The organism is Streptomyces sp. A1136, assembly GCF_004795055.1.
Lineage (GTDB): Bacteria > Actinomycetota > Actinomycetes > Streptomycetales > Streptomycetaceae > Streptomyces.
This window is the reverse complement of the sequence record NZ_SSBJ01000006.1, coordinates 85,421-110,504: the sequence shown is the minus strand read 5'-3', so window position 1 is coordinate 110,504 and position 25,084 is coordinate 85,421. Positions and strand designations below refer to the sequence as shown.

General features: G+C 72.6%; 17 protein-coding genes. 6 read left to right on the top strand and 11 right to left on the bottom strand.

Translation table 11 applies throughout. The features are described from left to right. Positions 1-6: 6 nt before the first annotated feature. Positions 7-1,173, bottom strand: a complete 1,167-nt coding sequence (locus E6R62_RS07815) for a citrate synthase/methylcitrate synthase (protein ID WP_136212710.1) — start codon at positions 1,171-1,173, stop codon at positions 7-9. A gap of 55 nt (positions 1,174-1,228) precedes the next feature. Here E6R62_RS07815 and E6R62_RS07810 point away from each other — a divergent pair, with 55 nt between their 5' ends. From E6R62_RS07810 to E6R62_RS07800, 3 genes are all read left to right on the top strand, one after another. After that, complete coding sequence (locus tag E6R62_RS07810) at positions 1,229-2,476, top strand: citrate synthase family protein (protein WP_136212709.1); 1,248 nt, start codon at positions 1,229-1,231, stop codon at positions 2,474-2,476. 749 nt (positions 2,477-3,225) lie between these two features. Then, positions 3,226-4,842, top strand: coding sequence for an ATP-binding protein (locus tag E6R62_RS07805; RefSeq protein WP_136212577.1), 1,617 nt, complete (start codon positions 3,226-3,228; stop codon positions 4,840-4,842). Beyond that, positions 4,839-5,543: a response regulator gene (locus tag E6R62_RS07800; RefSeq protein ID WP_136212576.1), complete on the top strand. Its 705-nt coding sequence runs from the start codon at positions 4,839-4,841 to the stop codon at positions 5,541-5,543. The genes E6R62_RS07805 and E6R62_RS07800 overlap by 4 nt, the downstream gene beginning before the upstream one ends. Positions 5,544-5,550: 7 nt before the next feature. Here E6R62_RS07800 and E6R62_RS07795 read toward each other — a convergent pair whose 3' ends face one another. The 3 genes from E6R62_RS07795 to E6R62_RS07785 all read right to left on the bottom strand — a co-directional run bounded on the left by E6R62_RS07795 (position 5,551) and on the right by E6R62_RS07785 (position 9,903). Beyond that, a complete protein-coding gene (locus tag E6R62_RS07795) occupies positions 5,551-7,143 on the bottom strand; it encodes a cation acetate symporter (RefSeq protein ID WP_136212575.1) in 1,593 nt (530 codons plus the stop codon). Beyond that, positions 7,140-7,625 carry a DUF485 domain-containing protein gene (locus tag E6R62_RS07790; protein WP_136212574.1) on the bottom strand — a complete coding sequence of 162 codons (486 nt, stop codon included), beginning with the start codon at positions 7,623-7,625 and terminating at the stop codon, positions 7,140-7,142. The genes E6R62_RS07795 and E6R62_RS07790 overlap by 4 nt, the downstream gene beginning before the upstream one ends. 157 nt (positions 7,626-7,782) lie before the next feature. Next, positions 7,783-9,903 carry a type IIA DNA topoisomerase subunit B gene (locus E6R62_RS07785; RefSeq protein WP_136212573.1) on the bottom strand — a complete coding sequence of 707 codons (2,121 nt, stop codon included), beginning with the start codon at positions 9,901-9,903 and terminating at the stop codon, positions 7,783-7,785. A gap of 447 nt (positions 9,904-10,350) precedes the next feature. Between E6R62_RS07785 and E6R62_RS07780 the strand changes: the two genes are divergently transcribed. Then, entirely contained in the window at positions 10,351-10,587 is a 237-nt protein-coding gene (locus E6R62_RS07780) for a hypothetical protein (RefSeq protein WP_030239625.1), read from the top strand. A gap of 171 nt (positions 10,588-10,758) precedes the next feature. Here the strand turns inward: E6R62_RS07780 and E6R62_RS07775 are convergent, their stop codons facing one another. The 7 genes from E6R62_RS07775 to E6R62_RS07745 all read right to left on the bottom strand — a co-directional run bounded on the left by E6R62_RS07775 (position 10,759) and on the right by E6R62_RS07745 (position 21,844). Continuing rightward, entirely contained in the window at positions 10,759-11,676 is a 918-nt protein-coding gene (locus E6R62_RS07775; RefSeq protein ID WP_136212572.1) for a trypsin-like serine protease, read from the bottom strand. Between the two features lie 111 nt (positions 11,677-11,787). Beyond that, positions 11,788-13,362 (bottom strand): RNA polymerase sigma factor, encoded by a 1,575-nt coding sequence (locus E6R62_RS07770; RefSeq protein ID WP_136212571.1) that lies wholly within the window; start codon positions 13,360-13,362, stop codon positions 11,788-11,790. A 353-nt stretch (positions 13,363-13,715) separates the two neighbouring features. Beyond that, complete coding sequence (locus E6R62_RS07765; protein WP_136212570.1) at positions 13,716-14,603, bottom strand: FadR/GntR family transcriptional regulator; 888 nt, start codon at positions 14,601-14,603, stop codon at positions 13,716-13,718. 205 nt (positions 14,604-14,808) lie between these two features. Continuing rightward, positions 14,809-16,782 carry an ATP-binding cassette domain-containing protein gene (locus E6R62_RS07760; protein WP_136212569.1) on the bottom strand — a complete coding sequence of 658 codons (1,974 nt, stop codon included), beginning with the start codon at positions 16,780-16,782 and terminating at the stop codon, positions 14,809-14,811. A gap of 482 nt (positions 16,783-17,264) precedes the next feature. Continuing rightward, positions 17,265-18,011 (bottom strand): NUDIX domain-containing protein, encoded by a 747-nt coding sequence (locus tag E6R62_RS07755; RefSeq protein ID WP_136212568.1) that lies wholly within the window; start codon positions 18,009-18,011, stop codon positions 17,265-17,267. Positions 18,012-18,080: 69 nt separating this feature from the next. Further along, the gene (locus tag E6R62_RS07750; RefSeq protein ID WP_136212567.1) at positions 18,081-20,051 is read right to left on the bottom strand and encodes a glycogen debranching N-terminal domain-containing protein; all 1,971 of its coding nucleotides are present in this window, start codon (positions 20,049-20,051) and stop codon (positions 18,081-18,083) included. 530 nt (positions 20,052-20,581) lie between these two features. After that, positions 20,582-21,844, bottom strand: coding sequence for a DUF4192 domain-containing protein (locus E6R62_RS07745; RefSeq protein ID WP_136212566.1), 1,263 nt, complete (start codon positions 21,842-21,844; stop codon positions 20,582-20,584). Between the two features lie 123 nt (positions 21,845-21,967). Here E6R62_RS07745 and E6R62_RS07740 point away from each other — a divergent pair, with 123 nt between their 5' ends. Together E6R62_RS07740 and E6R62_RS07735 are read left to right on the top strand one after the other, a co-directional pair. After that, positions 21,968-24,127 carry a RecQ family ATP-dependent DNA helicase gene (locus tag E6R62_RS07740; protein WP_136212565.1) on the top strand — a complete coding sequence of 720 codons (2,160 nt, stop codon included), beginning with the start codon at positions 21,968-21,970 and terminating at the stop codon, positions 24,125-24,127. Positions 24,128-24,341: 214 nt separating this feature from the next. Next, positions 24,342-24,971: a hypothetical protein gene (locus E6R62_RS07735; RefSeq protein ID WP_136212564.1), complete on the top strand. Its 630-nt coding sequence runs from the start codon at positions 24,342-24,344 to the stop codon at positions 24,969-24,971. Positions 24,972-25,084: the final 113 nt, after the last annotated feature.

Sequence of the window (25,084 nt, the reverse complement as noted above, 5' to 3'; positions counted from 1 at the left end):
TCGTAGTCAGCCGAACGCGGGCACCGGCTCGGGCGGGGTGGGGCCGCTGTAGCGGGCCGCAGGGCGGATGATCTTCGAGTCGGCGGCCTGTTCGAGGACGTTCGCGCTCCAGCCGACCACACGGGCCGCGCAAAAGGTCGGAGTGAACATCTCACGCGGCAGTCCGCACAGTTCCATGACCACGCCCGCGTAGAACTCCACGTTCGTGTGCAGCTCACGGCCCGGCTTCAGTTCGGCGAGGATCTCCTCGACCTGCCGTTCAACCTCGACGGCGAAGTCCACCAGCGGCCCGCCGAACTCTCGGGCGATGCCACGCAACATCCGCGAGCGGGGGTCCTCCGTGCGGTACACGGGGTGGCCGAAGCCCATGATCCGGTCCCCGGCGAGCACGCGTTCGCGGATCCAGGGATCGATCCTGTCCGCCGTTCCGATCGCGTCGAGGGTATCCAGAGCCCGGCTCGGGGCGCCGCCGTGCAGTGGTCCGGACAGCGCCCCGATCGCCCCGGTCAGGCAGGCCGCCACGTCCGCGCCGGTGGAGGCGATGACGCGGGCGGTGAAGGTGGAGGCGTTGAACCCGTGGTCGATGGTGGAGATCAGGTACTGCTCGACGGCGCGCGCCTTGGCCGGCTCGGGCACCTGGCCGCTCAGCATGTAGAGGTAGTTGGCGGCGTACGGAAGGTCGTCGCGCGGGTCCACCGGCTCCAAGCCCTGTCCGAGCCGGTGCAGTGCGGTGAGCAGGGTCGGTACGGCGGCGCAGGCGGCGAGCGCGTCGGCCGCCCGGCGCTCGGGGTCCACGTCGTAGACGGGTCGGAAGCCGGCGGAGGCGCCGAGCAGGGAGAGCGCGGTGCGCAGCCCGGCCAGGGGGCCGGACAGGGCGGTGGCGTCGGCGAGGGCCGGGAGGGCCTCGCGCACCTCGGCCGGTAGGTGGCGCAGCGGGGCGACCTCGGCGGCGAAGGCGGCGCGCTCGGTGACGTCCTCGGGCAGGGCCCCTCGGAACATCAGCCGCCACACGTCCTCGAAGCTGCGACTCGCCGCGAGCTCGACAGCGGAGTACTGGCGGTAGTGGTAGAAGCCCTCGCGGCCTCGGACGTCCCCGAGCTGCGTCTCGGTGACCACGACTCCCGCGAGCCCGCGGGGTACTTCGACGGTGGAGTTCATGGATCGACCATCCATCATGGATTCAATCCCTGTCAATATTGATCGGATCAATATATGTAGGGTGACCGTCATGAAGGACCAGGCGGAAGACGAGCGACGGCTCACCACGCGGCAAGCGGCGGAAGTCCTCGGTGTGAAACCCGCGACCGTGTACGCGTACGTGAGCCGGGGGCAGCTGACCAGCCGCCGTGATCCGGTCGGACGCGGCAGCAGCTTCGACGCGCGCGAGGTCGAGGCGCTGGCCCGACGCAACCGGCGCGAGGCGGCCGGACCGGCGGTCGCCTCCGGGGAACTCTCCGTCCGGACGTCCCTCACCCTGATCGAGGACGACCGGTACTACTTCCGCGGCGTGGACGCGGTGGAGCTGGCCTCCCGGCACCGCTACGAGGAGGTCGCGGAGTGGCTCTGGACGGGAACGCCGGCCCCCGGAGCCCGCTTCACCGCCCCGCCGGAGGCCTTGGCCGCGGCCCGACGCTCGGTGGCCGCGCTGCCCGAGCACAGCGGTCCCATCGACCGGCTCCGGGTGGCCGTCGCCGCCGCGGCCGTGGCCGATCCGCTGCGGTTCGACCTGTCCGAGTCAGCCGTACTGGGCTCCGCGCGCTGCCTGATCCCGACTCTGGTCGGCGCACTGCCCGAGGTGGGCCCCACCCGGTGGGGTGGTGACACCCGACTGGCCCGGCGCCTGTGGTCCCGGCTCACGGCGCGGGAACCCGACCCGGACGCCTTGGCCGTGCTGGACCTGACCCTGGGCCTGCTGGCCGACCACGACCTGGCCGCCTCGACCCTGGCCGTGCGGGTGGCGGCGTCGGCGCGCGCCCATCCGTACGCGGCGGTCTCGGCCGGACTCGGGGCGCTCGAAGGCCCCCTGCACGGGGCTGCCGGCCGGCTCGCGCACCGGATGCTGGCGGAGGTCCTGGAGCGGGGCGGGGCCGCGCCGGTCGTGGCCGAGTACCTGCGGGCGGGGCGGCGCGTGCCGGGGCTGGGCCACCGGCTGTACCGGGGCCCGGACCCGCGCGCGGGAGCGTTGTTCGCCCGGTTGGAAGCACTGCCCCAGGCCTCGCGCGCCCTGGAGGCCGCCGGGGACGTGGCCGAGGTGATGGCCCGCCACGGCGGCGGGCTGTACCCCAATGTGGACCTGGCCGTGGCGGTGCTGACCGTGTCGTACGGCATGCCGGCGGAGGCCGGTGAGACGGTGTTCGCGGTGTCCCGCACGGCGGGCTGGATCGCGCACGCGCTGGAGGAATACCAGGAGCGACCCCTGCGCATGCGCCCGAGCGGCCACTACGCCGGCCCCCGCCCGCCCCGGCCTCTGCCGTAACGGGAGTCACCGGCCGGGCGGGACCGACGCCGGCCGGCCCGCCGACTCCCCCGGGGGCCCGTCCGGGGCCGCGACGAATTCGCCGACGGTCGCCACTTCGGCATGGGGCCCGGGGTCCTCGTCCGCTCGGCCGCTCCGCGCGGCTCACCGAGCGCAACGAGGGTCGTCGCGCGGAAGGGCCCGAAGACCTCGGAGAGGTGCGTGACCGGGAGCGACCGCCGGGGCGATGCTTCCCGGCCACACCCGGGCCGAGGGAACGGACCGTCCGGACCGCTCGTGGTCGGCACGCAGCCTCGCGGTGGCCATCGGAAGGTGCGCCGCGACGCACCGGTGCCAGGGTCGGCCGCCACGCTCTCACCGACGGCCTGCGAGCCTGGCACCCGCCGGCCCCGAGCGCACGGCTTGGCCACCCCCTCACCCGGCCGCCGCAGAGGGGCGGATGAAGAACCCCTACCTTCGGTACACCGGCCGATCGTGCGCCGGGCCGGGGTTTCCCGGGGCCGTCCCCGCCACGTCCCACCACCACTGCCGTGCGGCCGAACTGTTCCAGCCGTCCACGGAACCGCCCCTGTCCTGTGCCAACCTGGCGGCCGCCGCACGCCGGGCCCCGGTCGTCCTACCACCCGGACCACCTCCCCGCGGCACGCCGGGCGAGACTCCGGCTCCCCCATCGTGATCAACCCGACCGACCCGCCTCCGGCTTCCCCCAAGGATTCCGCTTGGCCGAAAGCCGACCTACGGTGCTACCCATGCGGTTCCTCCTCACCTGCGCTCGGCGCCTCGGGCGGCCCAGACGGGCCGTCTCCCAGATCCTGCTGACGCAGCTCGCCATCGCCGCCGGGGTCGCGGTCCTGGCCACCGGGCTGTTCCTGGCGCCACTCGGCGCGCAGCTCGACGACCAGGCCATGCGCCGGGCCCTCGCCATCGCCCAGAGCGCGGCGGCCGATCCGGCGCTGGCCGCGGACCTGCTGCGTTCCGCGCCCACCCCGGACGGTCCGGTTCAGGTGGCGGCCGAGCGCATCCGTCGGGCCACGGGCGCCGAGTACGTGGTCGTCGTGGACCTGAACGGGATCCGCCACTCCCACCCCAGCCCCGACCGCATCGGCCGGCCGGTCTCCACCGACCCGGGTGACGCGCTCGCGGGCCGCGACGTCATGGAGATCGACGAGGGCACCCTGGGCCGCTCGGCCCGTGGCAAGGTACCGCTGGTGGCCGCCGACGGGGAGATCGTCGGCGCGGTCTCGGTGGGCATCGCCTACGACAGCGTCCGGGCACGCTTGCTCGGGGCCATCCCGGGGCTGCTCGCCTACGCGGGCGGCGCCCTGGCGGCCGGGGCGCTGGCCGCCTACCTCCTCTCCCGCAGAATCCAGCGCCAGACCCGTGACCTGGCCTTCTCCGATATCTCTGCCCTGCTCGCCGAGCGTGAGGCGATGCTGCACTCCATCCGCGAAGGCGTGATCGCCCTCGACCGCGCCGGTCGGGTCCGCCTGGTCAACGATGAGGCCGCGCGGCTGCTGGGCCTCTCGCCGCACTCGGTCGACGCCTTGGCGGGGCGCGCCCTGGACGACGTACTCGGCGCCGGCCGCACCACCGATGTCCTCGCCGGCCGCGTCACCGGCCGCGACTTGCTCACCGTCCAGGGCGCCCGGGTGCTGGTGGCCAACCGGATGGTGACCGAGGACGGCGGCGCCGTCGCGACCCTGCGCGATCGCACCGAGCTGGAGCACCTGGCCCGGGAGCTCGACTCCACCCAGGGCCTGATCGAGGCCCTGCGCGCCCAGGACCACGAGCACGCCAACCGGCTCCACACCTTGCTCGGCCTGCTGGAGCTCGGCCTCCACGACGAGGCCGCGGAGTTCGTGACCGAGGTCGCCGGAGTGCACCGCAGTACCGCCGAGCAGGTCACGGAGAGGGTCCGCGACCCGCTGCTGGCCGCGCTCCTGGTGGGCAAGGGGGCGGTCGCCGCCGAGCGGGGCGTCTCCCTGCGCCTCGCCGACCGCACCTTGCTCCCGGACCGCCTCGTCGATCCGGGCGACCTCGTCACCATCACGGGCAATCTGGTGGACAACGCCCTGGACGCGGCCGCCGGCTCGGCGGCGCCCTGGGTCGAGGTCGAGCTCCGCGCCGAGGGCCGCTCGGCGGTGCTCCACGTCCGCGACAGCGGTCCCGGTATCCCCGCCGGCCACGGCGAGGAGATCTTCACGGAGGGCTGGTCGACCAAGCAGCCCTCGGCCCTCCGCGAGCGCGGACTCGGGCTCGCTTTGGTGCGCCGCCTGGCGGAGCGGCAAGGTGGCGCGGTCCGGGCCGGCGGGACAGCGGACGGAGGGGCGGAGTTCTCCGTCGTACTCCCGGAGGCCCTGCGATGAACGAGACCCCGATGCACGTATTGGTCGTCGACGACGACGTGCGTGTTGCCCTGATCAACGCGGCGTACGTGGCGAAGGTTCCCGGCTTCCGAGTGTCCACCCAGGTCCATTCGGCGGCCGAGGCCCTGGAGTTCCTGGAGTCCCATCCGGTCGATCTGATCCTCCTCGACCACTACCTCCCCGACGAGAACGGCCTGGACCTGGTGCGCCGCCTGCGCCAGCACGGCCACCGGACCGACGTCATCATGGTCACCGCCGCCCGTGACCTGGCCACCGTCCAGGCGGCCATGCGCCTCGGCGCCCTCCAGTACCTCGTCAAGCCCTTCACCTTCGCCGGGCTTCGCTCCCGGCTGGAGGCGTACAGGGCCCTCCGGGACGCCTTGGAGGCCGGCGGGGAGGCCGAACAGGCGGAGGTGGACCGCCTCTTCGGCGCCCTGGCCGCGGCCGAGAGCCCCAACGACCTCCCCAAGGGCCACTCCCCCACCACCGCCGAACTCGTCCGGCAGGTCCTGCGCACGGCCGCCGGACCGCTCTCCACCCAGCAGATCGCCGACCGCGCGGGCATCAGCCGCCAGACCGCCCAGCGCTACCTCAAGCTGCTGGACCGCTCCGGCCGGGTCACGCTCGCCCTGCGCTACGGCGAGACCGGCCGCCCCGAGCACCGCTACAGCTGGCGCCCGCAGGACCCCGGCCCCGCGTGACCGCGCGTCACACGGCGCCGGCACCGGTCAGCGACCGGACCTCCGTCTCCGCGTGCTTCGCCGCGTCCGGCGCCTCCGCCGAGGTGAGCGTGCCCAACCAGCCCGCGAGGAACCCGAGGGGGATCGACACGATCCCGGGGTTCTGGAGCGGGAAGTACTGGAAGTCGACTCCGGGGAACAAGGACTGCGGGCTGCCCGAGACCACCGGGGACAGCACGACCAGGAGCACCGCGGGCACCAACCCCCCGTACACGGACCAGACCGCCCCCCGCGTCGTGAACTCGCGCCAGAACAGGGAGTACAGCAGCACGGGGAGGTTCGCGGACGCGGCCACCGCGAAGGCCAGCCCGACCAGGAACGCCACGTTCAGGTCCTGGGCGAGCAGCCCCAGGCCGATCGCCACCGCCCCGATCCCGACGGCCGCGACCTTGGCCACCGCCACCTCGCCGCGCCGGCGGCCGTGGCGGCGCTTGAGCGAGGCGTACAGGTCGTGGGCCACGGAGGCCGAGGACGCGAGGGTGATCCCGGCGACCACCGCGAGGATGGTCGCGAAGGCGATGGCGGCGACGAAGGCGAACAGCACCGCACCCCCCGTTGAATCGGTTCCCCCGCCCAGGAAGCCCGCGAGCAGCGGAACCGCCGTGTTCCCGGAGGCGTTGGACGCCCGGACCTGATCGGGCCCCAGCAGCGCGGCCGCGCCGAACCCGAGCACGATGGTCATCAGGTAGAAGCCGCCGATCAGGGCGATGGCCCAGACGACGGACCGGCGCGCCGCCCGCGCCGTCGGCACGGTGTAGAAGCGGGACAGGATGTGCGGGAGTCCGGCCGTGCCGAGGACGAGCGCGAGGCCCAGGCTCATGAAGTCGAGGCGGGCGGTCCAGTCGGCCCCGTACTTGAGGCCCGGACTCAGGAACCGGGCTCCTTGTCCGCTGCGCTCGGCGGCGGTGCTCAGCAGTTGGTTCACGTCGCCGTGGAACCGCAGCAGCACCAACACGGTCAGCGTGATCGCGCCACCCATCAACAGCACGGCCTTGACGATCTGGATCCAGGTGGTGGCCCGCATGCCGCCGAACGACACGTAGACCACCATGAGCGCGCCGACCCCGACCACGGTCAGGGTCTTGGCGGCGGTGCCCGAGCCCCCGATCAGCAGCCCGACCAGACTGCCCGCGCCGACCATCTGCGCGACGAGGTACAACACGGAGACCACGACCGAGGAGGCGCCGGCCGCGATCCGGACCGGCCGCTGGCTCATCCGGGCCGCGACCACGTCGGCGAGGGTGAACCTCCCGCAGTTGCGGACCAGTTCGGCGACCAGGAAGAGGACCACCAACCAGGCGACGAGGAAGCCCACCGAATACAACATGCCGTCGTAGCCGAACAGGGCGATGAGGCCCGAGATGCCGAGGAAGGAGGCGGCCGACATGTAGTCACCGGCGATGGCGAACCCGTTCTCCAACGGGGAGAAGAGACGCCCTCCGGCGTAGAACTCCTCCGCCGAGCCGTGCCGGTTGCGGCTGACCCATGTGGTGATGCCGAGGGTGATCGCGATGAAGACGCTGAACAGGATCAGCGCGAGGGCCTGGTGTGCGGTGCTCAACGCTCCTCCCCCCGCGCCCGGTCGCGCTGCCGGCCCCGCTCCTGCTCGAAGACCGTCCAACGCAGGTCGAGCGCGGCCCGGTCCCGGCGCAGCCGCGCGTGGCGGGCGTAGGCCCAGGTGAGGAGGAACGTGCTGAGGAACTGCGCGAGGCCGGCGAGCAGGGCCACGTTGACCGCGCCGACGACGGGCCGGGCCATCAGGCCGGGCGCCGCCGTGGCGGCGACCACGTAGGCGACGTACCAGAGGAAGAAGCCGGCGGTCGCGGGGACGACGAACCTCCGGTAGCGGCTCCGCACTTCCTGGAAGGCCGCGCTGCGCTGTACCTCGAGGTAGATGTCGGACGGTCCGGGAGCGGGCCCGCCACCGGCCGGCGGGCGCGCCGGATCGGTTGCGGCACCCTCACCCCAGCCGACCGCCAACGCGTCGTACCAGGGGTCGTCGAGCCGGATCGTTCCGGCATCACGACCTTCGCGCTTGTCCACCGAACTCTCCTTGTCCGCGACCGCATTGGCCGCGCGGCACAAGGATGTGGGCATTGAGGGCTTTCCGGACTGCCCTCCCGGCGCTCTTCACTCGTTCAGGTGAGGCGAAAGAGTGAAGGGCGCCGGTATGCGGCGTACCGTCGGAACCGCGATCGGCTCAGGCGTCGATGCGCGACCGGTCCAGGGTGGCGGCGGAGCCGGTGATGAACTCCTTGCGCGGGGCTACCTCGTTGCCCATGAGGAGGTCGAAGACCGACTCGGCGGAGTCCAGGTCCCCGATGTTGATCCGGCGCAGCGTCCGGTGCCGCGGGTCCATGGTGGTCTCAGCCAGTTGGTCGGCGTCCATCTCGCCCAGACCCTTGTAACGCTGGATCGCGTCCTTGTAGCGGATGTTCTTGCGCTGGTACTCCAGCAGGGTCTGGCGCAGCTCGTTGTCCGAGTAGGTGTAGACGTACTTGTCCTGGCCCTTCTTCGGCTGGACGAGCTCGATGCGGTGCAGCGGCGGTACGGCGGCGAAGACCCGGCCCGCCTCCACCATAGGCCGCATGTACCGCTGGAAGAGCGTGAGCAGCAGGCACCTGATGTGCGCGCCGTCCACATCGGCGTCGACGAGCAGGACGATCTTGCCGTAACGGGCGGCGTCGAGATCGAAGGTCCGGCCCGAGCCGGCTCCTATGACCTGGATGATCGCGCCGCACTCGGCGTTCTTGAGCATGTCCGAGACCGAGGACTTCTGGACGTTGAGGATCTTGCCGCGGATCGGCAGGAGCGCCTGGAACTCGGAGTTGCGGGCGAGCTTGGCGGTGCCGAGGGCCGAATCGCCCTCGACGATGAAGAGCTCGCTGCGCTCGACGTCGTCGCTGCGGCAGTCGGCCAGCTTGGCCGGCAGCGAGGAGGACTCCAGCGCGGTCTTCCGACGCTGCGCCTCCTTGTGCTGGCGGGCCGCGATCCGGGTACGGGCGGCCGCGACGATCTTCTCCATGACGGAGCGGGCCTGCTGCTTGTCGTCGCGCTTGGTGGAGGTCAGGAAGGCCTTGAGCTCCTTGGCGACCACGGCGGCGACGATCCGGTTCGCCGCGGAGGTACCGAGGACCTCCTTGGTCTGGCCCTCGAACTGCGGCTCGGCGAGACGGACGGTGACGACCGCCGTCATGCCCTCCATCGCGTCGTCCTTGACCACGTCGTCCTCGGCGACGCGCAGCAGCTTCGCCGAGCGCAGCACCTCGTTGACGGTCTTGGTGACCGATCGCTCGAAGCCGGAGACGTGGGTACCGCCCTTGGGCGTGGCGATGATGTTCACGAAGGACTTGAGGTTGGTCTCGTACCCCGTGCCCCAGCGCAGGGCGATGTCGACGCCGAGCTCACGGGTGACCTCGGTGGGGGTCATGTGGCCGCGGTCGTCCAGGACGGGGACGGTCTCCTTGAAGGTCCCGGTGCCGCTCAGCCGCAGGACGTCGCAGACGGCCTTGTCCTGCGCGAGATACTCGCAGAACTCGCTGATGCCCCCGTCGAAGCGGAAGACCTCCTCGGTCTTGCCCGCGCCGTCGAGGGCCCGCTCGTCGCGGACGACGAGCGTCAGGCCGGGAACGAGGAAGGCCGTCTGGCGCGCCCGCTGGTAGAGCGTCTCCAGGTTGAGCTTGGCGTCCTTGAGGAAGATCTGGCGGTCGGCCCAGTATCGGATCCGGGTGCCCGTCTTGCCCTTGGTGATCCGCTTGATCTTGCGCAGGCCGTTGGCGGGCTCGAAGGGGCTGTCCGGGTCCTGCTCGGTGAACATCCCGGGCACGCCGCGGCGGAAGCTGATCGCGTGCGTCGAGCTGCCGCGGTCGACCTCCACGTCGAGTCGGGCGGAGAGCGCGTTGACGACGGAAGCGCCGACGCCGTGCAGGCCGCCGGAGGCCGCGTAGGAGCCACCGCCGAACTTGCCTCCGGCGTGCAGCTTGGTCATGACGACCTCGACACCGGAGAGGCCGGTCTTGGGTTCGACGTCGACGGGGATGCCGCGGCCGTTGTCCCGGACCTCGACGGAGGAGTCCTCGTGGAGGATCACCTCGATGTGGTCGCAGTAGCCGCCGAGGGCCTCGTCGACGGAATTGTCGATGATCTCCCAGAGGCAGTGCATCAGGCCTCGGCTGTCGGTCGAGCCGATATACATGCCGGGGCGCTTGCGGACGGCCTCAAGACCTTCGAGGACGAGCAGGTGCCGCGCGGTGTAGTTGGAGCCGTCCCGGTCTGCTCCGGACAGCAGCGCGCTGGAAGGCACGGACGTGTCGGCGGTCACGCAGTTCGCTCCTCGCTGAATTTCTTTTCTGGCCCGGTTGGGCGCAGGGGTGGCTCGGTCGCCCGTCAGAGGGTACCGAGGCCTGGTAGAGCGGATGCAACGCCACCCTCGTCGCCTGCCCAGCCTAGTGCAGATCCGCACGGATGTTCGATCCCCCGTGGGGGTGACGCAAACATCACGTTCCCTTCCACGCATGAACCATTTAGGGTTCGGGCACGTCCTCATGAACAACCCGGCGCTCATGTCGGGGAGGATGGAACCGCAACAAGCGAACGACTGACAACGCGAAACCGTAAAGCAACGCAATACGGCTCCTTCGCCGCCAACCGGCAACAGCCGGCCAGCTTCGGAAGGAAGTTTCGAAAGAAAGCCGCGAGCGGGAACGTTTTCGGCCTGGTTGGATGTTGACCCTGGTACGACAGCTCGTCGAGCTAGAGAAGAGGCGACGTGACTACTGTTCTGACACCCGCGACCCCGCTGACGGCCGCAGACCGATGCGACCGTTGCGGCGCCCAGGCATATCTGCGCGTCGTCCTGCTGAGCGGCGGTGAACTGCTCTTCTGCGCCCACCACGGGCGTAAGTTCGAGCCGGAACTCAAGAAGATCGCCGCGGAAATACAGGATGAGACCGAGCGGCTTACGTCCGCTCCGGCTGCCAATGCCGCCGACACCGAGGACCGCTGACACAGGCCTACCCTCGCATCCGACGAGCCAGGACCGGCCAGGCCGGTCGACGGGCGGCTTCCCCTGAGACCCGGGGGGAGCCGCCCGTCCTCATTTGCCGGCCGTCGGTTCCCGCCCTCTCGCCGTGCGAGGGACGGGAGCCGACGCGCAGCCCCTACAGACGCGCAGCCCCTACAGCCCTTCGAGAGGGCCTGCGCGACGCGCTGAGGCCCTCGGGGGACCCATCGCGGGCCGGTGCTCGGTCACCCGCGGTACGGCCCTCTCCGGGCTGCTCACGAAGCCGACCATCGCGGCTACCCGGGTGTACACACCCGGACTGTCGGCCCGCCCGCACCCTCTCCCCCAGGACACCAGGCCGATGAGCCGCCCCTGGGCGACGAGCGGCCCGCCGCTGTCCCCCTGACAGGCGTCCTTGCCACCCTCCTGCTCCCCCGCGCACACCATGGACTCGGGCCGGTACTGCCCGTCCGCGTCCCCCGGGTACGCCTTCGCGCAGACCTCGTCGGCCAGCACGGTGACGTGGGCGGCCCGCAGCCCGTAGGCGTAGTCGCCGAACCCGCTCGTGTCCCCCCAGCCGTACACGTCCGCCCGCGTGCCCGGCTCGTACGCCGGGTGCCCCGGTCCGGCCATGGGCAGGACGTAGTGCGCCGGTACCGCTTCTGCCAGCTCCAGTACGGCGATGTCCCCCGCGTTGGTCTTGGGGTCGTACTCCGGGTTCACCCGGGCCGACCGCACCGCGATCTCCCGTCCGTCCGCGGCGCGCAGCTCCGTGCGTCCCGTGATCACCCGAAGGTCGGGCACGGCATCGACGGGCCCGCCCAGCACCTGCCGCCCCAGGCAGTGGGCGGCGGTCACGACGGTGGCGGGAGCGACGAGGACACCTCCGCAGAACTGGCCGCCCCGCGTACCCCCGAACCGGTCACGGCTGGCCAGCGCCACGACCCACGGACTGTCGGCCACCTTCACGGGTTGGCCCCCGATCACCACACCGTCCGCGGCCGCCCGTGGCAACTGGGCCGGATGCGCCGCGGCCGCTCCCGCCGCCAGCGTCAACGCGCCCGACAGCACGCGGGCAAAGAAACGACGCATGAGGCCTCCTGACTCTGGGTGTGCATGACTCCACCCAGAGTGGGACGCCCGGTGGGCGTGCGCACCCGCGCGACCACCGCCGACGTCTCGCGCCGTCCGTGTGCGGGCCGCTCAGTCGAGGTAGTCGCGCAGGACCTGCGAGCGGGAGGGGTGGCGCAGCTTCGACATGGTCTTGGACTCGATCTGGCGAATCCGCTCGCGCGTGACCCCGTAGACCTTTCCGATCTCGTCCAAGGTCTTCGGCTGCCCGTCGGTCAGGCCGAAACGCATGGACACCACGCCCGCCTCGCGCTCGCTGAGGGTGTCGAGGACCGAGTGCAGCTGCTCCTGCAGCAGTGTGAAGCTGACGGCGTCGGCGGGGACCACGGCCTCGGAGTCCTCGATGAGGTCACCGAACTCGCTGTCGCCGTCCTCGCCGAGCGGGGTGTGCAGGGAGATCGGCTCGCGGCCGTACTTCTGGACCTCGATGACCTTCTCGGGGGTCATGTCGAGTTCCTTCGCCAGCTCCTCCGGAGTGGGCTCGCGGCCCAGGTCCTGGAGCATCTGGCGCTGGACCCGGGCCAACTTGTTGATCACTTCGACCATGTGCACGGGGATGCGGATGGTGCGGGCCTGGTCGGCCATCGCGCGGGTGATCGCCTGCCGGATCCACCAGGTCGCGTACGTCGAGAACTTGTAGCCCTTGGTGTAGTCGAACTTCTCGACGGCGCGGATCAGGCCCAGGTTCCCCTCCTGGATCAGGTCCAGGAAGAGCATGCCTCGGCCGGTGTAGCGCTTGGCGAGGGAGACCACGAGGCGGAGGTTGGCCTCCAGCAGGTGGTTCTTGGCACGGCGGCCGTCCTCGGCGATGATCTCCAGCTCGCGCTTGAGCTTGGGCGCCAGCTTGTCCGAGTTCGCCAGCTTGTCCTCGGCGAACAGGCCGGCCTCGATGCGCTTGGCGAGTTCGACCTCCTGCTCGGCGTTGAGGAGGGGGACCTTGCCGATCTGCTTGAGGTAGTCCTTGACCGGGTCGGCGGTCGCGCCGGCCACGGCGACCTGCTGGGCCGGGGCGTCGTCCTCGTCGTCCGAGATCACGAAGCCCTTGGCCTCGCCGCCGTCCTCTTCCTCCTCGGACTCGGCCTTGGCGACGGGACCCTCCTCGGGGGTCTCCTCGTCGGCTTCGTCCGCGTCCTTCTTGGCCGCCGTCTTCTTCGCCGCCGCCTTCTTGGCGGTGGCCTTCTTGGCGGGCGCGGCCTTCTTCGCCGTCGTCTTCTTGGCCGCGGCCTTCTTCGCGACGGCCTCGGTCCCGGGTTCCTCCACCGGGGTGCCGACGGTGTCCGTCTCGGCCGTCTCGGGCTCCGGTGCCACGGGCGCGGCGGCCGACACGGCCTCCGCCTTGGCCGCTACGGTCTTGGTCGCCGTCCGCTTGGCCGGGCTCTTCGCTGCGACGCTCTTGCGGGGGGTGCGCTTGGGCGACTCCGCGGCACTGACCATCAGCGTCACACCCTCTTCCTCGAGGATCTGGTTGAGGCTGCGCAGAACATTCTTCCACTGGGTCGCAGGAATCTGGTCAGCCTCGAAGGCCCGACGCACGTCATCGCCGGCGATCTGCCCCTCGGCCTTGCCCCGCTCGATGAGCGCCATCACAGACTCGGAATCGGCGATCTCCGGCGGGAGCGTACGGGATGTGCTGGCCGACACGAACAACCTCTCGGAACGATGGGAACGGCTTCCGACCCCGGCCTGGTGGTGCTGGACCGTGGCCGACGACCACCGACTGGGGATGGGCCGGGGGCGCGGGCAGGGGCCGGGGAGCTGCACAGCACCCGCAAGGGCTGCTGTCTTCCCTCCGTCGGCCATCACCTCTTAAGTCATCGCGTCACGTCGCGGAGCGTTACGCCCAATCTTCGTGGTCCGAGTCACACCACTTTTACGCCAATGCCGGTCATACGGCCATACGCGCAGTTCGCGTGGCTACGCCGGGCACCCACACCGGTGTCGCCGGACCCGCACCGGGTCCGGCGACACGTGTGAACCCCCGCGCCCCCGCGCGTCGCCCGTCAGTGCTCGCGCGGGGCCGGAACCACGCGCTCGACCTCCGGGTGCACGGTGAGCAGCTGACGCATGGCGTTCTCGGCACCCAGCGCGTCACCGGCCGCGAGCGCCTCGACCATGCGGGCGTGGTGCGCGACGCAGGTCTCGCTGGGCCGGTCGCAGGCAGTGACCGGGCTGCCGGAGACCTGGAGGGCGGCGGACACGATGCCGGAGAGGTGCTCCAGCATGCGGTTGCCCGCGACCTGGATCAGCAGCGCGTGGAACTCGTTGTCGGCGCGGGCGAAGGTGATCGCGTCGCCCTGACCGAGGGCGTGGCCCATGATCTCGACCATGTCGGCGAGTCGCTGCTGGATGTCGGGGCGACCGTGGCCGGCGGCCAGTCGGGCGGCCAGCGGTTCGATGGTCCAGCGGAGCTCGTTGAGCTCGCGCCGCTGGTCGTCGCGCTGGGGACCGAAGGCCCGCCACTCGATGATGTCGGGGTCGAGCAGGTTCCAGTCGGCGACCGGGCGGACCCGCGTCCCCACGTTCGGGCGGGCGCTGACGAGGCCCTTGGCCTCCAGGACGCGCAGCGACTCGCGGACGACCGTCCGCGAGACCTCGAAGCGCTGCCCGATCTCCTCGGGGACCAGGGGGCGGTCCGCGCCGAGGTCGCCGGAGACGATCATCTGGCCGAGCTGCTGGACGAGTTGGCCGTGCAGCCCGCGGCCCCGGCTGCCCGCCGCGCGGCGGCCCACGCGGCTCAACTCGACGTCGGCGCCCTCCCAGTGGGGTGGCCCGACCCGGTCGGACCCGGGGGTCTCCGCGAAGGGATAGCGGTCGAGTTCGCCCGGGCCTGCGAGACCGGAGTCGGCGTGGCGGGCGGCGGTCATCATGGTGTGCGCAAGGGTACTCACGAATCCTTTGTCGGCTGTGCCTCCATCACCCTTGAGGTCTTTGGTGAAAAGCACACGAAAGGGTGATCGGTGCCACCTACGCAATTGACGACTTATCGTAAAGAACCGGGCCTATTACGGGGAGTTGCGATCCGTTTCGCGTGACGTGGACGCCAACGATCCCGTTGGCACCCCGTATCGCACCGGAACGATCAGCACCGGTCTCTCACCAGCGCACCCGGCTCCGCAGTCCTGTGAACCCATAGGCGCACAACAGGACGATCAACGACAACACCAGTGCCGTCCCGACGGGTTGGGTCATCATCCGCAGGGCGCCCAGGACGAAGCGGTCCGCCTCCGGTGGCCAGTGCGCCGCGGACACCCCGCGCAGCCGCGCGACCATCCCGTCGGCCGGGTACGCGGACGGCTCGGCGAGCACCTTGCGCACGAGGGGTACGACCGCCACCGGTACGGCGAGCACCGCGGCCAGGCCGGCGGCCGTGGAACGGAAGACCGCGGAGGCCAGGACACCGGCCCAGGCGCAGCCGGCGAGCAATCCCGCCCAGCTCGCGGCCGGGATGATCCACTGCGCGGGCGCGCGGAGCGGAGCGGCTCCGAAGACCAGCCCGACGGCGCAGGTGTCGCCCACCAGGGCGAGGGCGCCGATCAGCAGGGCGAGGGCGGAGCAGACGCCGAGTTTCGCGGCGAGCAGTCCCAGCCTGCGCGGCACGGTGCCCCGGGCCGCCGCCAGGGCGGGGTAGCGGTACTCCTCGCCGAAGGCCAGGGCGCCGAGGAGCCCCGCGCCGATGGCAGCGGGCGGCAGGGGCAGGAAGGCGGGCCACGCGGCGAGCATCCGGTCGCGTGGGGCGGCGCCGGTCCGGGCGAGCAGGACGGCGGTCAGCGCGGATACGGCGATGACGACGGCCGCCGTGAGCCAGGGGGTGGCGGTGCCGAAGACGCGGTGCAGCTCGTAGCGCAGGGGCCGCAGCGGGCCCCCGACGCGGCGGACCGCCGAGACCGGCAGGCCGGGGCGGCCGTCAGGGACATCGTCGGGGGCCGGTGAGAGGCACCGGCCGGTCTCGCCACCGGACCAGCCGTCGGCCCGGGTCGCGAAGGGGAGTTCTGGGCTGTCCGGGCCGCCGGAGGCGGTGGTGCGGGCCTCGGGGGCGACCTGCTGACCCGCCTCGGCGCGTGTCTCCGCACGGGCGTCGATACGCGCCTGCGCGCGGATGTCGCCGCTACGGGCCTCCGCGGCGCGGGCTTCGGTGCCGGCTTCGGTGCGCGCCTGCGGGACCGGTCGGGCCGCTGCAGTCGCCTCGCCGGCGCCGCCCGCGTCCCCGGTCTCGTCGGCGAGCTGGTGGACCAGGACGCCGTTGCGGAAGGCGGCCTCGCCCACCTCCGCGCAGTTGCTGCCGTACACGGACAGGCGGGTACCGCTCTCCGCGACGATCTCGACGGCGCGCCGGGCCGCCCGGGCCTCGCGGCCGAGGACGTCGGCCAGCCGGGCCGCGTGCGGGGTGCGTACGGCGACCCTGGGCCGGAGCCGGGTGCGGGCGAAGTCCGCGGCGTCCTGATCGGCGACGAGTCGGCCCGCCTCGATGGAGACGACCCGGTCGGCGCCGCGGGCGGCCTCCCTGGCGTCGTCGGTGGTGAAGAGCACCGCACCGCCGAGGGAAGCGTGCCCACGCAACAACCCGTAGAGCCAAGTCCGTTCGCGCGACGACAGCTCGGCGGCGGGCTCGTCGAGCAGCAGCGTGCACGGGTCGGCCAGGAGCGCGGCGGCGAGGGCGAACCGGCGCTCCATCGCACGCGACAGCGAGCCGAGCCGGTGGTCGCGCAAACCGGCGATACCGACGACCTCCAGCATGGTGTCGGCCCGGGAAGCCGGCACCCCGGCGGCGGCGCAGAGCATCCGCAGCTGGTTGCGGACGGTCCGCGCCGGGTTGCCGGGCACGTCACCGAGCAGCACTCCCACTTCACGGCCCGGCTGCGGGACCCGGTGGAGCGGGCGGCCCCGGAAGTAGGTGACGCCGCGGCCCGGTTCGAGTTCGAGCATGAGTCGCAGTGCGGTGGTCTTGCCCGAGCCCGGTTCGCCCAGCAGGGCGGTCACGCACCCGGGGCGGGCCTCGAAGGTGAGGTCGTCCACGATGGGCGGGAGGTCTCGACGGGGTGTACTGGTGAGTCCGATGGCCTGGAGCATCGCTTCTCTCGCGGGGGGTGAGACCGCTCTGCGGCAGGGTGAGTACCGCAAGCAAGATAACGCGATATGTCCGATTTTCGGGGCAGGTGGCCCGCGAACACACCCGTGTCGCCGGGCGAGTCCGACCCACCGGGAGGGAGCCTGGCAAGCACCGGCTGACCGCTGTGGGTCGGGGCCACCCGGGCCGGGGTGCCCCTGGTTGGGGTGGGCCGGCAGCAGGCGAGGCACCCCTGCGTGTGGGCCAACCCCGGTGAGCCGACCCTGGGCGCACCGGTCCCCGACGGCAGGGGGTCGAACCCCCGGGCACCCGACCTCGGGCACCCGCCCCCGGGGCGTCAGGTCTCGCGGCGTCGACTCGCGGCGCGTCAGACCTCGGGGCCTCAGACCGCGGGGCGTCAAGCCTGGCAGCGTCGACTCTCGGCGCGTCAGACCGCGGGGCAGACCTCGGGGCCTCAGACCTCGGGGCCTCAGACCTCGGGGCCTCAGACTTCCGGGCGCAGCATCGGTGGGTTGAGCAGGGTCGCCTCACCGGCCCGGAAGAGCTGGGCCGGGCGGCCGCCCTGACGGGTCGTGGTCCCCCCGGCAGGCACCAGGAACCCGGGGGTACCGGTGACCTTGCGGTGGAAGTTGCGCGGATCGAGCGCCACGCCCCATACGGCCTCGTAGACCCGGCGCAGCTCCCCGACCGTGAACTCCGGCGGGCAGAAGGCGGTGGCCAGGGAGGAGTACTCGATCTTGGACCGGGCCCGCTCCACACCGTCCGCGAGGATCTGGGCGTGGTCGAAGGCGAGCCCCGCGGAGTCCTGTTCGCCGGCGGCGAGGAGCTCGTCGACGGGGGCCCAGCGCGCGCTGTTGGCGTCGCCGCCCGCCCGGGGCGCGGGCAGGTCCGGGGCCAGCACCAGGTGCGCCACACTGACCACCCGCATCCGGGGGTCCCGTTTCGGATCGCCGTAGGTGGCGAGCTGTTCGAGATGCGCGCCGTTGTCCACGCCGGGAACACCCGGGTCGTGCGCGCACAGGCCGGTCTCCTCGGAGAGCTCCCTGGCGGCGGCCGCCGCCAGGTCCTCCTCGGCGCGCACGAAGCCGCCGGGCAGGGCCCAGCGCCCCTGGAACGGCTGCTCACCCCGTCGGACGACCAACGCGCAGAGGGCGTGGCGCCGCACGGTGAGCACGACCAGATCGACGGTGACGGCGAAGGGCGGAAAGGCCGACGGGTCGTAGGGCGACATGCCGCGATCATAGTCGTCTGCCTGACGATAAACAGGGCTTTGGTGATGCCGGAGACGGTGATCCGGACCTCAGCCTCCCAATTGGAGCGCATCAGCCGCCTCCTCCACCATGCCGAGCCCCAGACGGCTGACGCGTACGGCGAACGGTTCCCCGGCCACGCGCAGGCCCGACAGCCGCAGGGCACCGAGCGGGGCGCCCGACAGGGGTGCGAGGGCGACCGTCCCCGCGGGAGCGTCGGGGCGGACGCCCGCGAGAGCGGTCAGTACGTGGACTCCCGCCGCCGCCGCCACCGCGGCGGGGCGGCATGCGGCCGGGTGCGGGAAGGGGGCGCTGCCCGCGGTGCGCTGTTCCGCCGCGTACATCTCCGGCAGCCGGTACCCGAACCTCTCCGCCGCGTCGAGCAGGCCCCGCAGCAGCCCGGCTGCCTCCTTCTCGAAGCCGGCCTGGGCCAGACCCCCGATCGCGACGGCGCTCTCATAGGCCCGTACCGCGCCGGAGCGGTGGCCGAAGGGATTGTGGCCCGGTTCACGGGCCGCCATGCTCCGCAGGCCCCACCCCGAGTCCATCGCCGGGGCCCCGAGCAGCCTGGCCAGTTGTTCGGTACGGACCCGGTCGAGCAGGCCGGGGGCCGGTCGGCCACCGCTCGTCAGTCCGGTGTCGAGCAGATGGGCGGCGGCCCCGCTCAGCCGGGGCAGCGGCCGCCCGTCGGGGTGCAGGGCCGCGGCGGGGCGTCCCCCGTCGGGACCGTCGATCCAGAACCCGGCCCGGAACCTTTCCCGCAGTCCGGCCGCCCACCCCCGCCACTCCTCGGCTCCGTCGCGCCCCCACCCGGCGAGCAGGTCGGCGCCGAGCAGCGCGGCCCGGTGCGCGTGTGCCTGCGTTTCACACCGGCGGGGTCCCGGGTCGGGATCGGCCAGGAAGCCGTCCCCACCCATGGCGCGGCGCAACCAGCCGAGGCAACGCTCGGCGGTCGGCAGCAGCCGGGCCACCTCCGCCTCGGGCAACCCCCACCGCCATGCCTCGGCCAGCACGACCGGAAAGGCGAGGGTGGCCTCGGTCCCGGTGCAGCCGGGCGGCAACTGTGGTCCGGCCCCGCGCAGCGGCCCGGGGATCTTCCCGACGTCGGGTCCCTGGCCCGTGATCTGGGTCCGGGCGAGGGTGCGCAGGGTGGCCCCCGCCAGGCCGGTGCCGAGCGGCAGGGCCATCCGGGCGGCCCACAGCGACTCCGCCGGGGCCAGGCCGAGCCGCCACGGGACCCCGGCCGCGGCATAGGCGTCCGCCGGCTCGGCGGTGTCCCTCAGGAGGAGGGCTCCCAGATCCTCGACGCTGGTGCGGAACCAGATCTCCGCCCTCGGGTCATCCCCCTCGGCCCGGGCTTCGGACAGCGGGTTCGCCACCTGACCGGCCGGGGCCCGGGCGGTGCGGTCGGCGGTGGTGGTCCGCAGTTCGATGGTGCGGGTTTCGCCCGGCCCCAGTTCGACCTGCCAGCGCAGCAGACCGGAGGAGGCGAGCGCGTCGTCAGGGGCCGGTTCGGCGGTGGTCACGGCCTGCGCCTCGCCGGTGCTCCAGCGCAAACCGGCCGCGTGCACGACTGCGGGTAGCTCCGCCCCGGCCCGGCCGCCCGCCACCGCCGCCAGCTCCGCCAGGTCGGTGCCGAGCGAGAGTTCCACGGGCAGGCGCACCGGCCTGGCGGCATAGCTGCGCAGGGTGATGCGTTCGGTGCCGTCCGCGTGGCGCACGCGCTCGACCCGGATGTCGGGGTCGGGGCCGACCTCGGCGCCGGTGCGGACGGTGGCCGTGAAGGCCGCCCGATCCGCCCCCATGCTGCGCCCCTGGACCGCGACCGGGTCGCGGCCCCCGACACGCAGTACGCATCGGGAGAGCAGCCGGCGCCCCGCGCGGTAGATCCCGTCGAGCCCCCGGCCCGTCAGCTGACCGTGTTCGGGCGAGATGACCAGACAGGGCGCGGCGACGCAGATGACGGCGTCGTGCACGGGCGGCAATTCCGGCCTGCGGGCAGGGGGTACGGGGTGGGCCATGCGTCGCCTTGTCTGCGCTCCGGTCGGTTTCGCTGCTCGGCGGCGGGGCCGGTCACCCACCACCCCCCAGCTGAACGTGTCTGACCCCGCCGGGGTCACGGGCCCGTGTGACGGCTCGACCCGACGACCGACCCCTGAGGGGCTCGCGCTGGTGGTCCCGGTCCCCCGCGGGGCGCTGCCGAACACCCCGGCGGCCCTGCGCCCGAGCGGCGAGCAGCCGACGGCCCGGACGGCCCCAGGCCGCTGCCGGCGAGTGGCTCGGAGACGACCCGCCCCGTGGCCGCGACATCCGCCGGCGGCCCGGGAGTCGCCCGGCCTGTCGGACCGCGCTGTCGGCACTCCCCGTAACCGGCGTCGGACCCGCCCCAGGACCGCACCGGCAGTGGTGGCCGCCCACACCGGCGGAGCCTGCGGGCCTCCCGGCCGCAGCCACACGTACGGGCGGGGAGTGCCCCCGGCTCGGCTCCAGCCGTCCGCGACCTCGTGCCCGAGACCGGCCGGCCGCCAGGCCGGTGTCCTCCCGTTCCGGCTCACTGCTCGCTCCCCGCGCTTCGGCGCGGCGCGCGGCGGTTCGTCCTCGGGCGGCTGCGGGGTGGGCGGGTGCTCGCGCTCGACCGCTTGCGCCCGGGCTCCCGCCGCCTGCGCTCCTCCCGCAGACACTGCCTGAGCCCCTCGGGATCGATGCCCTCGTTGCAGGCATGGTGGAGGAGTTGGGCGAACCGGTAGTCGGCATCGGCTCGGAGGGCGAGCCCGAGCACGATCCGCGCGGTGGGTTCGTCCCCGGTGGACCAGGACACCCAGCCGGCCAGCGTCAGCGGGGCGGCGGCGTGCTCCCCGTACGCCCCGACGCAGCGCCGGGCCAGCGCCCGCCACAGCCGCAGGGCCGGCGCCGCCTCCTCGTCCTCCATCCATTCGGCGGCGATGTCGCGGATCTCGCGGTCCTGGAGGCCGATGATCATCGCGGCGGCCTCATCGTGGTCGAGCAGCGCGTCGTCCCAGTCGTCGGCTCCCGGGCCTGTTTCCGCGGGTGGGGCGAGGGTCATGCGCCGCATCAGATTCCTGGCCAGCGCGAGCGTCTCCGCCCCGACCTCCTCCCGGCTCGCGCCGTCGAGGATCTTCGGCACCAGGGCGATGGCGGCGCGTTCCAGCGCCTTCTCCTGTTCGACGGCTTGCGCCCCGTCCAGAGGGGCCAGGCGGCGCTCGATCTCCTTGAGGGACCCCCTGACCCGGATTCCGGCGAAGGTGGCCGCGGCGGCCATGACCGAGGTGCCCGGCAAGGCCATCGGATTGCCTTCCGCCGGGCAGCAGCGCTCATCCGGGCAGGTGTAGGACCAGTAGCGGCCGTCGGAGAGGCACAGTGCCTCCATGACGGGCACGTCGAGCGCGCCGCAGGCCAGCCTCAGTCGGTGGGCCAGCGGTCGCAGCCGGGTCATCACCCGCTGCGCGCTTTCCCCGACGAGCGGGTCCTGACAGAGGTAGACGACGACACCGTCGGGTTTGCCGCCCCGGCGCTCACTGCCACGGATCAGGGTTTCGGCGGCCTGCCGGGCGGTGTCCGCCCATTCGGTGGGCGCCGAGGGGATGCCGACGCGGAGTCGGCCGCCGAAGCGGCCCCCTTCACCGTGGACGGCGACCAGCACCAGCGAGTCGGTCGGGTGGAAGCCGAGCATGTAGGGCAGGGCGTCGGCCAGCTCGGCCGGACTGCGCAGGGTGATCTGGGACGCCGTGGGTGATCCGGAGGTGCTGGGAGACCGCCGTCCGGCCGGACTGGGGGATTCGTGGTTCTTCGTCATGCGTCGACGGTCCCGCCTCTGATCGTTTCCGGAAAGGCCTGTGGATAACTCGTCAAGCTTTCAACATCCACAGGCGCAGTGCGGCATTGGCGCGATGTCAGAGGGATCGGGTTGCATGGGGGCATGAACGCAGACCTGAGGTCCTCGGCCGATTCCGTACTCGCCCGCCTGGTGGGCGACCCCACGGGCACCGCACGGCTGCGCGAGGACCAGTGGCGGGCCATCGAGGCCCTGGTCGCGCACAAGCGGCGGGCGCTGGTCGTGCAGCGCACGGGCTGGGGCAAGTCCGCGGTCTACTTCGTCGCCACCTCACTGCTGCGCGCGAACGGAGCCGGTCCCACCGTGATCGTCTCCCCCCTGCTCGCGCTGATGCGCAATCAGGTCGAGGCGGCGGCCCGGGCGGGTATCCACGCCCGCACCATCAACTCCGCCAACCCCGAGGAGTGGGAAGGCATCCAGGCCGAGGTCGCGGCCGGCGAGGTCGATGTCCTCCTGGTGAGTCCGGAGCGGCTCAACAACCCGGACTTCCGGGATCAGGTACTGCCCAAGCTGTCCGCCGCCACGGGCCTCCTCGTCGTCGACGAGGCGCACTGCATCTCCGACTGGGGACACGACTTCCGCCCCGACTACCGACGGCTGCGCACGATGCTGGCCGATCTCCCGCCGGGCGTGCCCGTGCTCGCCACCACCGCCACGGCCAACGCCCGGGTGACCGCCGACGTCGCCGAACAGCTGGGCACCGGCGCGGGGACGGACGCCCTGGTGCTGCGCGGCCCGCTGGACCGGGAGAGCCTGAGCCTTTCGGTGCTCGCCCTTCCCGACGCGGCGCACAGGCTGGCCTGGCTGGCCGACCACCTGGGTGACCTCCCCGGCTCCGGGATCATCTACACGCTGACCGTGGCGGCCGCCGAGGAGGTCACCGCCTACCTGCGACACCGGGGGCACACGGTCTCGTCGTACACGGGCAAGACGGAGAACGCCGATCGCGAGCAGGCCGAGAACGACCTCCAGGCCAATCGGGTCAAGGCCCTCGTCGCCACGTCCGCCCTGGGAATGGGCTTCGACAAGCCGGACCTGGGTTTCGTCGTACACCTGGGCTCGCCCTCCTCGCCCATCGCCTACTACCAGCAGGTGGGTCGCGCCGGCCGTGGTGTCGAACACGCCGAGGTGTTGCTGCTGCCCGGCCGTGAAGACGAGGCCATCTGGCAGTACTTCGCCTCCGTCGCCTTCCCGCCCGAGGAGCAGGTCCGCCGCACCCTCGACGTACTGGCCCAAGCGGGGCGGCCGTTGTCGCTCCCCGCGCTCGAACCGCTGGTGGACCTGCGGCGAACCCGCCTGGAGACGATGCTGAAGGTCCTGGATGTCGACGGCGCCGTACACCGCGTCAAGGGAGGCTGGACGTCGACGGGCGAGGCGTGGGCCTATGACGCGGAACGCTACGCGTGGGTGGCCCGACAGCGGGCCGCGGAACAGCAGGCGATGCGCGACTACGCGTCGACCGCGGAGTGCCGGATGGAGTTCCTGCGGCGTCAGCTCGACGACGAGGAGGCGGCGCCCTGCGGTCGGTGCGACAACTGCGCCGGAACGCGCTTCACCGCGGAGGTCTCCCCCACCGCCCTGGACACCGCGCGAGGGGAACTGGGGCGTCCCGGAGTGGAACTGGAGCCGCGCAAGATGTGGCCGACCGGCCTGTCGGCTGTGGGCGTGGACCTCAAGGGACGTATCCCGGCCGGGGAGCAGGCTTCGACGGGGCGTGCGCTCGGCCGGCTCTCAGACATCGGCTGGGGCAACCGGCTGCGCCCGATGCTCGCACGCCAGGCACCCGACCAGCCGGTTCCGGATGATGTCGCGCAAGCCGTGGTCGCGGTGCTCGCCGACTGGGCCCGGGGCCCCGGTGGTTGGGCGTCGGGTGCACCGGACGCCCCCGCACGGCCCGTCGGCGTCGTCGCGTTGCCCTCGCGCAGCCGTCCGCAGTTGGTCGGTTCCCTTGCCGCCCGGATCGCGGAGGTCGGACGGATGCCCCTGCTCGGGGCACTCTCCTACACCGACGAGGCACCGGAGTTCGGCCTGCCGTCCTCCAACAGCGCCCAGCGCGTCCGCGGACTCCATCTCGCCTTGACCGTGCCTCCTGCCCTGGCTGCGACGCTGTCGCAGGCGGACGGTCCGGTGCTCCTCGTCGACGACCGCGCGGAGAGCGGCTGGACACTCGCTGTGGCTGCCCGATTGCTCCGCCGGGCAGGTGCGAAGGAGGTGTTCCCGCTGGTGTTGGCGCTCCAGCCGTAACGAATGCGTCATGCACGGCGTGGCGGGGCAAGGATATGAACGGCATACCGGCGAATTCCGGTCGGCGGCCCCAAATGCTCATTGCCCCACGCTCGCGGGCCACGCGAGAATCGGAGAGCTCCCGCTCGGCTCGTCGGCACTCTCCAGGGCCGTGCCGCGGCGCGCCCACATCCCAGCCGTGCCCGTCCGCGGGCGTGTACCCGAAGGGAGGACCGTGACCATCGGATTCGCCCCGCCCTCGACCACATCCCTGAGCACGGCCACAGGTGGCGCCAGCCGGCACGGCAGGTTGCTGGAACCGGCCGAGTGGTCCGCGGCGGGTGTCCCCCTGCTGAGCAATCCGCGCGAGGTCGTCAGCGGGCTCCACTCGCGGCACCATCCCGTGCCGTCCACGGCGGTGATCGCCGTGCTCGACCCGGAGGAACGGCTCGTGGCGAGCGCCTCGTTCGTGCAGCGGTCAGTGTCGGCCGACGGCTGGGAGTACCGCAACGCCCTGCTGTCGCGACTACGCCGGGTCCTGCCGCACGACCTGCGCCGCCGGACCCCTGTACGCACGGCGGTGCTGCTGTACTGCCGCGAGGGTGACGAGCGGTGGACCGAGGAGGACGGCGCCTGGATGTGGGGGTTGCGGGACGCGTGCACCCTGCACGGGCTGCGCTGCGGTGCGTACATCACGCTCACCCGCGGTGGTTGGCAGGTGCTCGGCGAAGGCCGCGGTGGCCGCAGACCCAGCTCGGATTCCCGGCCCGAACTCCTCGGCGCCTTCTCCGCCGACCCCGTACAGGTGCCTCTGCGCACCGGTGGCGGTGCGGCCGAGGCGCTGCGCCACACCGCCGCCCGCTGAGCGCCGAGCCACACCAGAGGACCCGGCCCGACCACGCTCCACCGGCCCGGCCTCCCTCTCGGCACACCGACCCGGCAGGTCGGCGGCTCCGCCGAGCGGCGGCGCGCGGAGCG